The organism is Acinetobacter sp. SK-43 (assembly GCF_015351505.1).
Lineage (GTDB): Bacteria > Pseudomonadota > Gammaproteobacteria > Pseudomonadales > Moraxellaceae > Acinetobacter > Acinetobacter junii.
The window spans coordinates 1-9,140 of record NZ_JADKPY010000039.1; the positions used below are offsets into that span (position 1 = coordinate 1).

General features: G+C 37.2%; 12 protein-coding genes. 8 read left to right on the forward strand and 4 right to left on the reverse strand.

The window, feature by feature from the left end:
• On the forward strand, positions 1 to 882 hold an 882-nt coding region (rodA, locus tag IRT38_RS08840; RefSeq protein WP_194597476.1), incomplete at its 5' end, for a rod shape-determining protein RodA.
• Positions 883 to 927: 45 nt separating this feature from the next.
• Here the strand turns inward: rodA and IRT38_RS08845 are convergent.
• A complete protein-coding gene (locus tag IRT38_RS08845; protein ID WP_194597477.1) occupies positions 928 to 1,611 on the reverse strand; it encodes a cupin domain-containing protein in 684 nt (227 codons plus the stop codon).
• Positions 1,612 to 1,848: 237 nt separating this feature from the next.
• Between IRT38_RS08845 and IRT38_RS08850 the strand changes: the two genes are divergently transcribed.
• Complete coding sequence (locus IRT38_RS08850) at positions 1,849 to 2,112, forward strand: TIGR03643 family protein (protein WP_005402934.1); 264 nt, start codon at positions 1,849 to 1,851, stop codon at positions 2,110 to 2,112.
• Positions 2,113 to 2,200: 88 nt separating this feature from the next.
• Positions 2,201 to 2,971 (forward strand): NAD(+) diphosphatase, encoded by a 771-nt coding sequence (gene nudC, locus IRT38_RS08855; protein WP_004953196.1) that lies wholly within the window; start codon positions 2,201 to 2,203, stop codon positions 2,969 to 2,971.
• 17 nt (positions 2,972 to 2,988) lie between these two features.
• Here the strand turns inward: nudC and IRT38_RS08860 are convergent, their stop codons facing one another.
• Positions 2,989 to 4,383 carry a heavy metal sensor histidine kinase gene (locus tag IRT38_RS08860; RefSeq protein ID WP_194597478.1) on the reverse strand — a complete coding sequence of 465 codons (1,395 nt, stop codon included), beginning with the start codon at positions 4,381 to 4,383 and terminating at the stop codon, positions 2,989 to 2,991.
• Positions 4,380 to 5,051, reverse strand: coding sequence for a heavy metal response regulator transcription factor (locus IRT38_RS08865; RefSeq protein WP_005053282.1), 672 nt, complete (start codon positions 5,049 to 5,051; stop codon positions 4,380 to 4,382). Before IRT38_RS08865 ends, IRT38_RS08860 begins: the two co-directional genes overlap by 4 nt.
• A gap of 106 nt (positions 5,052 to 5,157) precedes the next feature.
• Here IRT38_RS08865 and IRT38_RS08870 point away from each other — a divergent pair, with 106 nt between their 5' ends.
• The 3 genes from IRT38_RS08870 to IRT38_RS08880 all read left to right on the forward strand — a co-directional run bounded on the left by IRT38_RS08870 (position 5,158) and on the right by IRT38_RS08880 (position 6,502).
• Positions 5,158 to 5,640, forward strand: coding sequence for a GlcG/HbpS family heme-binding protein (locus IRT38_RS08870; RefSeq protein ID WP_194597479.1), 483 nt, complete (start codon positions 5,158 to 5,160; stop codon positions 5,638 to 5,640).
• Positions 5,641 to 5,650: 10 nt separating this feature from the next.
• A complete protein-coding gene (uraH, locus tag IRT38_RS08875; RefSeq protein WP_039046938.1) occupies positions 5,651 to 6,052 on the forward strand; it encodes a hydroxyisourate hydrolase in 402 nt (133 codons plus the stop codon).
• Between the two features lie 222 nt (positions 6,053 to 6,274).
• Positions 6,275 to 6,502, forward strand: coding sequence for a hypothetical protein (locus IRT38_RS08880; protein ID WP_004913223.1), 228 nt, complete (start codon positions 6,275 to 6,277; stop codon positions 6,500 to 6,502).
• Positions 6,503 to 6,687: 185 nt separating this feature from the next.
• Here IRT38_RS08880 and IRT38_RS08885 read toward each other — a convergent pair whose 3' ends face one another.
• The gene (locus IRT38_RS08885) at positions 6,688 to 6,918 is read right to left on the reverse strand and encodes a hypothetical protein (protein ID WP_004913221.1); all 231 of its coding nucleotides are present in this window, start codon (positions 6,916 to 6,918) and stop codon (positions 6,688 to 6,690) included.
• Between the two features lie 280 nt (positions 6,919 to 7,198).
• Here IRT38_RS08885 and IRT38_RS08890 point away from each other — a divergent pair, with 280 nt between their 5' ends.
• Both IRT38_RS08890 and IRT38_RS08895 read left to right on the forward strand, forming a co-directional pair.
• Positions 7,199 to 7,810 carry a LexA family protein gene (locus IRT38_RS08890; RefSeq protein WP_004953212.1) on the forward strand — a complete coding sequence of 204 codons (612 nt, stop codon included), beginning with the start codon at positions 7,199 to 7,201 and terminating at the stop codon, positions 7,808 to 7,810.
• Between the two features lie 4 nt (positions 7,811 to 7,814).
• On the forward strand, positions 7,815 to 9,113 hold the full coding sequence (locus tag IRT38_RS08895) for a Y-family DNA polymerase (RefSeq protein ID WP_194597480.1): 1,299 nt from the start codon (positions 7,815 to 7,817) through the stop codon (positions 9,111 to 9,113).
• Positions 9,114 to 9,140: the final 27 nt, after the last annotated feature.

Here is a 9,140-nt window from a genome sequence, read left to right on the forward strand (position 1 = left end):
CAGGCATTTAGTCCTTATCTATATGCTGTGAGTTTGGTACTGCTTATCGCTGTATTTTTTATCGGTGAAGTGAGAATGGGTGCACGTCGGTGGATTGCCATTCCATTGTTAGGAAGTATGCAACCAAGTGAACTGATGAAGTTTGCAATGCCGCTGATGATCACGTGGTTTTTATCTAGAAATGCTTTGCCACCTAGAATATTTCATATTTTGATTTCATTGGTTTTAATTGTCATTCCTTTACTTTTAGTCGCATTACAACCTGATTTGGGGGCAGGCATTCTGATCCTCACCAGTGGTCTGTTTGTATTGTTTTTGGCAGGTATTTCTTGGAAATTAATTCTAGGCTCTATGGGTTTAGTGATGTTATTTCTTCCGATTGCTTGGACTTTTTTATTGGAAAGCTATCAAAAAAAGCGTATCACAACTTTGATTGATCCTGAGGCTGATGTCCTTGGTTCAGGTTGGAATATTATTCAGTCTAAAATTGCGATTGGTTCGGGTGGGTTTTCAGGAAAAGGTTATTTACAAGGCACTCAATCACATTTTGGATTTTTACCTGAACGGCATACAGACTTTATTATGTCAACTTATGCAGAAGAGTTTGGTTTTATTGGTGTGGTAATTCTATTTAGCTTATATGCAGCAATCATCATCCGCTGTTTTATGATCGGATTGAACTCATTTAATAATTTCGGACGATTGATTGTCGGTTCATTAGCATTGTCTTTTTTTCTATATGTCGTTGTTAACTCAGGTATGGTCAGTGGAATTTTTCCTGTGACAGGAGATCCATTACCATTTATGAGCTATGGTGGTACAGCTATTATCACCTTATTGGCAGGTTTTGGGATTGTGATGTCAGTTCATACGCATCGCTAGTTGATTCATCATCTTTGATTGAAACATGTATTTCGGAGTCGCTCATTAAATTTTATGAGTTGACTGAATCATGGCGAGCAGATGACCTGTTTTTAGATAAAGTGTTGCGCCTTGTTGACCTGATTGAAGTTGGTAATCTGCTTGTGGGGGAATACGTAACCAAGAACCTTTTGGATAAGTTTCTTCACTATGGCTGATTTCACCTTCAATCACTAAAATTTCAGCACCACCTTTTACATCATATTCGATGGGATGTAGGGGCATGATTTTTTCTAGATAAGTATGCTCTAGCTGAGATTGGTAAAGTTCACAGATGTCCCGATGTCCCATTTTTTTCCAGTTATTCGGGTTATGGGTATCGATACGAACAGCTTCAGTTTCAGTCTCGGACATTTGTCTGAGTTTGACAAAGATCAAGGTGCCCATCTCACTAGATGGAATATGACTAGAGTTATGAGGATTCCGCAAATACCATCCTTTTTGATAGTGTTGGCTACCATCTTCAGTGAACATTCCAGACAATACCAAAATCTCTTCGCCATGAGGATGTTGGTGTTTTGGAAATAAGCTTAGAGGTGCGTATTTGACTAAACTTGTTGCTCTAGCTACTTCATTGCCAATTCGGTCTAACATGACACGTTCTACTTCGCCGCCAGGTGATTTTACCCATTGATAGTCTCTAGGTTTGACGACTGCGAACTTTGAAAAATCAGCATTTAGCAAAAACATCGGAATTATCCTCAGTAATATTTTCTAAGATAACTATCGGCATTTAGATGATTAGTCAATCTTGAAAAAATAATTGGGATGATTCTTTGATCATTTATTTAATTTTCAATGTGCTGAATATTATTTCAAATGAAAAGAATAACTCGAAAAATCACACTTTCTTCATCCTGAGTTACTTATGCTTTGTTAGGAAATTTAACAGATTGATATTGAACGACAGCGAAGTGATTTCATTTTATGTTGAATGCTAAAAATTATGATGATGGTGACCTTTCAAGAATTATTGAAATGGCATGGGAAGATCGAACACCTTTTGAAGCGCTAGAGCGCGAATATGGTCTGAATGAATCTGCTGTAATCAAACTGATGAGGCAAAATTTGCAAGCCAGTAGTTTTAAACTCTGGCGTAAACGGGTGACGGGTCGAAAAACCAAGCATTTGCAACTACGTTCACCAGAGATCAATCGTGGCTACTGCTCACGTCAATATAAGCACCATTAATTTTGCGTTTGCTATCCTCAATTGTCCTTTTGGGGATTGCTAGCATTTCTATTGATATATCTCATGTTATTGAATTTAAGGTAATGTAATGTCAAATCTATCGATTGCTTATATTTTTCAGCAACAACAACTTTTAGTTGATGAACAGTTTCAATTACCACGAGTTGAAAAATTGCACAGTGATTTAGTACTGTCAGAGGACGAGCAGGTCGTTGCGCGAGATCTATTACCCAATGAAAACATACCTGTTGGCTATCAGCTGGTGCCGATACGTCAGCTTTTACAATATTGGAATCACCAACAGTTTGAGCAAGCAAGTCGAGCTGTACAACTTTTAGAATGGCGACGTAACCATCAGTTTTGTGGGCGATGTGGTGACAAGACGCAACAAAGTACTGATCAGTTTGCGATGATGTGTCCAAGTTGTGGTTATAACCAATATCCACGTGTTAATCCTTGTGTGATTACGATTATCACAAGAGGGGATGATGAGATACTGCTTGCAAGAACAACGCGTAATAAGACCATGTATAGTTTAATTGCAGGCTTTGTGGAGGTCGGGGAAACCTTAGAAGAAGCAGCGCGTCGAGAGACTTTGGAAGAGGTTGGTTTAAATATCAAAAATATTCAGTATCTCGCCAGCCAGCCATGGCCATTTCCAAGTAATTTAATGGTTGCATTTAAAGCTGAATATCATTCAGGTGAAATTAAAATACAGGAAAAAGAAATTAGTGATGCACAGTTCTTCAAATTTGATCAACTGCCTGAAATTCCATTTAAAGGAAGTATTGCCTATGCAATGATTATGCACGTTATGCATGGAACGCCAGTCGCGGATGATACAAGTGAATGGTTATAAGTCTATACCTTTAAAGCTTATTTATCGCAATCATTCGGAAAAATGAGTTCAAAGCAAATACCATCTGGAGTGTTGTAAGCCAGATATTCACCTTGATGAAGAGTCATAATGGAGGCAACGATGGATAAACCAAGACCTCCAGTTTGGCTGCTTAGATGGCGGCTAGAAGTGCATTGATAAAAGCGTTCAAACAGAGAATCAAGATGCTCGTTTGCAATGCTCGTATCACTAGTGATCACATATAAACTAGTCGTAGAGCTTGAGCCATTTTGTTGGTTGTTTCGACTGCCAATATTGATCTGACGTTGTAAACCACCATGTGTCAGTGCATTCGAAATTAAATTATAAAGTGCTCGTTGTAGTAATTCTGGATCAGCCAATATTTGGGTTTGTTCTAACTGCAAAATAAACTGGCAAGCTTGCTCTTCGGCTTGATGCTCGAAAATGTTACAAATCGTCTCAACCAAGTTGGGTAGATCGACCCATTGTTTATTTAACATCACCATCCGACGATCCGCGCGTGCAAGAAACAGCATGCTATCAATCATACGTTTTAGGCGTTGGTAATCTTCTAAATTTGAATACAGCAGTTCTTTGTATTGCTCATCTGTACGCTCACCCATGAGCATAATTTCCGTTTGTCCAATCAGGTTATTGAGTGGAGTACGAAATTCATGTGCAATGTCTTCTGAGAATCGGTTGAGTTGCTGGTATCCGATTTCAATTCGATTCAGCATGGTATTGATGTCTGCTGTCAGTTGTTCAATTTCTGATGGAGCTTGATCAAGCTGAATTCTTTGCTGCAATTGATGTACATTGATTGCCTGAGTTTGTTGTTGCAGTTTTCTTAAAGTACTGAGTCCAAAATGGCTAGCCAGAGCAGATAATATAAAAATCAGTACAACCCCGATGCTCACTGAAACCAATAAACCGATACGGAATGGCTCAAGAATATTGAGACGTTCAGACCATTGCTTGCCCGCAATGAGCACATAAGGCTTTTGATGAATGTTGATCGTTTTCCATGACAAGCGTGTTGGGTGTTCGGTCTGAGTCAAATCTGTAAATTGGATGCTGCTTGAGGTTGCCAATTTGGGAAGGGGAATATTTAAGGGATTAATATCAATTAGACGGTGATTATGATCCATTAAAATAAACAAGTTATCTTGGTTGCCTAACATATTTTGATAGAGTTTAGGACGAGCAACAATTTGATTTATATTTTCACTATCTTGTAGAAGTATTTCGAGTCGTTCAATTCGGTCCGTCAGAGCACGATCTTGTTGGATAATTAAAATTTGATTAATCCCAACATAACTAATCATTGCCACTACGCATAAAACGAGAGCGCTGCAAAAAGTCACCAGTAGAGTGAGTCTCAATTCTAATGAGCGAAAGATATGATTCATCATGCTTGAACCGATAGCTTATAACCTAAGCCCCGAATCGTATGAATTAACTTTAAATCATGTCCATCATCAATTTTGCTGCGTAAGCGACGTACAGCAACATCGATAAAGTTAGTATCTGTATCAAAGTTAATATTCCAAACTTCTGAGGCAATTTGGCGGCGCGTAATAATCTCATCTTGATGCAAAAGCATAAATCGAAGTAGGTTAAATTCCTTCTTACTGAGGTCGATTAATGCATCTTCTCGCCAAACTTTGTGTTGTGTTAAATCCATCTTTAATGACGCAATCGAGAGCTCATTTTCTTGATTATATTGTTGGCGTCTTAAAAGACTTTTGATCCGAGCAAGTAATTCAATATAGGAAAATGGTTTTGCTAAATAATCATCTGCACCCAGTTCTAAGCCTTTGACACGATCTAAAATCTGATCCTTTGCAGTTAAAAAGATCACGGGAACCTTAGAAAATTGGCGAAGTATTTTCAATACATCCCAGCCATCAAGATCAGGCAACATTACATCTAAAATCACCAAAGAATAGGATTTCATTTTTAATCTTTCCAAACCTTCTAGTCCTGAATGGACGCACTCCGCTGTATAGCCTGACTCAATTAAGCCTTTTACTAAATAAGACGCGATCTTCGTTTCATCTTCGATAATCAGAATACACATTTTTGTTCAGACTCTTTGTGAACATGACAATTTTGTAATGTGATTGTCATGCTGTGGCGGAATGGATTTGTTTAAGATTTTCAAAGCATATCAGGCAGGAATCAATATGAGTAAGCTTAAAATTCTTGGTTTAACGTTACTGCTCAGTAGCACTGTTGCACACTCTATGGAGTTGAAGCAAGTTTATTCATTGGATCTTCAAACAGCCAAAGTATTAGCCAGTGAAGCTGAGCGTGTATGCAAAAAAATTCAGCAAAATATTGCAGTCGCAGTCGTTGATCAAGGTGGTAATACGCTTTATGCACACCGCCATGAGTCTGTGGGTCCACACAATTTAGATGCTGCAGAGCAAAAAGCATTTACAGCATTATCAACGAAAACAGCAACCTTGGCTTTGAGTCAAACAGCAAGTAGCAATCCTGATGCAAAAAATTTGACCACCGTCTCTAAGCTGCTGTTATTGGGTGGTGGATTACCTATTCGATACCAAAATCAAGTGGTCGGAGCGATTGGCGTTGCTGGAGCAGGCGGTGCTAAAAACGATGATTACTGTGCTACATCAGCCATTCAAATATTGAAAAATCTGTGAGGAGTTTGTGATGTTAAAGAAAATCTTACCTTATTCGCTTATTTTATTCAGTTCAGCGGCATTTGCTGAACAGAACCCATTGAGTGTCCATGTTCTAAATTTGGAAAATGGTTTACCTTCAGCCAATGTTGAAGTTGTCCTTGAAAAAAGCTCTGGTGATCAGTGGATTAAATTGAATCAGAAACTTACGGGTGAAAATGGGCGGATTACTGCGCTATATCCTGAGAACAAAGCGTTGGAAAAAGGGATCTACAAAGTGACCTTTAAAACTGAAGCTTGGTTCAATCGACAAAAGCAACAGACCTTTTTTCCAGAAGTTCCTGTGATTTTTAAAGTGGATGGAACCGTTAAACATTATCATATTCCTTTATTACTCAGTCCTTATGGTTATTCAACCTATCGAGGAAATTAGTACAAATATTGGCTGCTTCGGCAGCCTTTTGCTTAATCAGTTTTCTTGTTCTACTTTTTCAGTGTTACACATAATTGTAAATCTATATTTTTTATTTCAATAACTTAGATGAAAAATTAACAGTCTGTTAATACTTATAATATTTCTTACAACCCGTTGTTAGACAGACTTTGATCTATAGGGCATAGTCTAATCAGGAATTATTATTAAATGAGGAATACTATGAATAAGGTGACAGTGGTCGTAAAAGACCAAGAAGAAAATGAATCAATTGTAATTGCTCAGCTTAATGACCTTGAAGATAAAGACATTCCTTTTTTTAAGCGAGTGGAACATATTGAGGTAGATGGTGAAATTATTCATCCAAATATCGATTTGCTCTTTGAAAATGAGGCAGATGGAAAAATTTATAAACTTGTTGCTCCAGTAAATGATAAACGCTTTATATAAATCTTGATGAAATAAAAGAAACCACTTAAATCAATGTTTAAGTGGTTTTTTATTTAAATATCTTTTATTGATCATGAGTCTTTTATATGAATTATTTGCTTAATATCTGAATGTGTTGCTTGTACTGTATAAATTTACACGAACGGAAACTTGTTTCGTATCTGAGCTAATTTGCATAAATGATTTTACTGAATCGGATTTAGTCCTTGAATAATATCTTGAAATTCAGAACCATTGAGCCAAAAAGATTTCTTTAAAAATAAAGTTGTCATAATACTTTCAGCCGCCTCACTGTTGGGGCTGTCACAGAATAATCCATAACAACTACCCAAAACGGTATTGTTCTCAATGAGACGAATAAAATAAGCGTGTTTTTCGTCAGCATAGCCAAGAATAGCATCACGTTGATTGTTCATTTTTCATGTCTCCACATCAAAAAATCTTGAATAAAACCTAACTGCTGAAAAGATCAAAATAATCAATCTGTTAAATCAAATACTATCAAAGCATAAGTTGCCTAAATATATGATTTAATTATCGAAAGTTAGTTTGTTTGACATCCTTGTTAACTTAAACAAGCCAAAATCTGATCTATGAAATTTATTCTTATGCAAAATTAATTTTTCGTCAACTTGAATTTGTAACTTTTTCAAGTTAGATTAAATAAAGGCGATGAAAACAAGGGAGGGGTGAGTTATGTCCAAAAAAACTGAGTTTGAACATGGTGGGGCTCGAACCAACGCTGGTCGTAAAGCTCAATTTAGCGAACCCACCAAAGTAATACGTGTTCCTGAATCACAAGTTGATTTCATTAAAAACTGGTTATTGAATAATGCCAAGACAGGTATTAATACCGATCTCAGCACTTCTTTGAAAGTTCAGAGTGTTCAAGCAAAGAATGATCGAATTTACCATATTCCTTTGGCGACGGAACGTGTTGCAGCAGGTTTTCCATCGCCTGCACAAGACCATGTTGAGCAAGCTTTGGATTTAAATGAGTTTTTAATTAGAAATGAAAACTCGACATTTATCGTAAAAGCAAATTCCTTGTCCATGTTGGATGCTGGCATTGATATTGATGATCCCTTAGTGGTTGATCGAAGTATCCCTGCAAAGTCTGGCGATATCGTCATTGCACTGATTGATAATGACTTTACGGTAAAGCGTTTGATGATTGATCATCATTTCAGTCCACCCAAAGTTTGGTTAAAAGCTGAAAACCCTGATTATCAAAATATTTATATACAAGAAGGACAGGAGTTGGTGATTTGGGGCGTCGTGACCTATAACTTAAAGCCGATGAGGTGATCCCATGCCATTGCCACAACGTATTTTTGCCTTGATTGATGTGAATAATTGTTATGTGAGTTGCGAGCGTGTATTCAATCCGAAGCTAGAAAAGCATCCTGTTGTGGTACTTTCAAATAATGATGGCTGTGTAGTATCGCGTTCGCATGAAGCAAAACAATTGGGTATCAAGATGGCGGTTCCCTTTTTTCAGATCGAAGATATTATTCGAAAGCATCAGGTTGCCGTTTTCTCAAGTAATTATGCGTTGTATGCAGAAATGTCACGGCGATTTATGAATATTTTGGGCAGTTTCGTTGCTCCATGTGAACAAGAAATTTACTCGATTGATGAGTGTTTCCTTGAGTTAACAGCATATCAGCATCATTTTGATTTAACAGAATATGCTCAAACCATTCTAACAACCATCAAAAACTGGTTAGGATTACCTTGTTGTATAGGCATTGGATATTCCAAAACACAGGCAAAAATTGCAAATCATTTAGCAAAAACCCATCGATGCTTTAACAGTATCTGTAATATGGTTGATGAAGATCCTTGTGTGATCGAGGATTTATTGAATCATACCGCAGTAGGTGAGGTGTGGGGCGTAGGTCGTAAGATTCGCCAACGTTTAGAAGTGATGGGTATTCATTCAGTTATGGATTTGGTTGAAGCAGATCCAAAAATGATAGGAAAACATTTCTCTGTTGTTTTGGAAAATACAGTTAAAGAGTTGCGTGGCATCGCCTGTTTAGAAATTGAAGACGTGTTGGCTGATCGACGACAGGTATTAAGTAGTCGTTCTTTTGGTCAATTAATTCAGGATAAAAATAGCCTAAGCGAAGCATTGACTGAATTTACCTTAAGAGCAGTTGAACGGTTACGGAAGCAAAAACTTCTATGTAAGGCGATCGGTGTCAGTATCCGTACAAATCGTTTTAATAAAGCAGAGAATTATCGTCCATTTACAGTGGTGTATTTAGCTGATTATAGTGATGATCGTTTAGAGATTTTGAAGGCTGTGCAAATAGGATTAGACCGAATTTATCAAAAAGGTTACCGTTATAAAAAAGCAGAAGTCATTTTGTTAGATATTATTCCACAACATAGTCATGCTGTTGATTTATTTCATGATATGGATGAAATGCTGGCACGGAAAAGTCTATCGATGACATTTGATCATATCAATGAAAAATTTGGTAAAGATAAAATCACGCTTGGGCGTTTGATTACGCCAAATGGACGAGCATGGGCGATGTCTCAGAGCTTCAAATCTCCTAGCTATTTAACAAAATGGAATGAAGTGCTCAGAGTTAGCTAGATTTTTTGAGCAATATATAAATGTTAA

What these genes read in the sequence shown, in the direction of transcription:
- IRT38_RS08885 (WP_004913221.1), bottom strand. Translation starts at nt 6,918, where the DNA reads ATGAACAATCAACGTGATGCTATTCTTGGCTATGCTGACGAAAAACAC.
- nudC (WP_004953196.1), top strand. Translation starts at nt 2,201, where the DNA reads ATGTCAAATCTATCGATTGCTTATATTTTTCAGCAACAACAACTTTTA.
- IRT38_RS08850 (WP_005402934.1), top strand. Translation starts at nt 1,849, where the DNA reads ATGTTGAATGCTAAAAATTATGATGATGGTGACCTTTCAAGAATTATT.
- IRT38_RS08880 (WP_004913223.1), top strand. Translation starts at nt 6,275, where the DNA reads ATGAATAAGGTGACAGTGGTCGTAAAAGACCAAGAAGAAAATGAATCA.
- IRT38_RS08890 (WP_004953212.1), top strand. Translation starts at nt 7,199, where the DNA reads ATGTCCAAAAAAACTGAGTTTGAACATGGTGGGGCTCGAACCAACGCT.
- IRT38_RS08860 (WP_194597478.1), bottom strand. Translation starts at nt 4,383, where the DNA reads ATGATGAATCATATCTTTCGCTCATTAGAATTGAGACTCACTCTACTG.
- IRT38_RS08870 (WP_194597479.1), top strand. Translation starts at nt 5,158, where the DNA reads ATGAGTAAGCTTAAAATTCTTGGTTTAACGTTACTGCTCAGTAGCACT.
- uraH (WP_039046938.1), top strand. Translation starts at nt 5,651, where the DNA reads ATGTTAAAGAAAATCTTACCTTATTCGCTTATTTTATTCAGTTCAGCG.
- IRT38_RS08845 (WP_194597477.1), bottom strand. Translation starts at nt 1,611, where the DNA reads ATGTTTTTGCTAAATGCTGATTTTTCAAAGTTCGCAGTCGTCAAACCT.
- IRT38_RS08865 (WP_005053282.1), bottom strand. Translation starts at nt 5,051, where the DNA reads ATGTGTATTCTGATTATCGAAGATGAAACGAAGATCGCGTCTTATTTA.
- IRT38_RS08895 (WP_194597480.1), top strand. Translation starts at nt 7,815, where the DNA reads ATGCCATTGCCACAACGTATTTTTGCCTTGATTGATGTGAATAATTGT.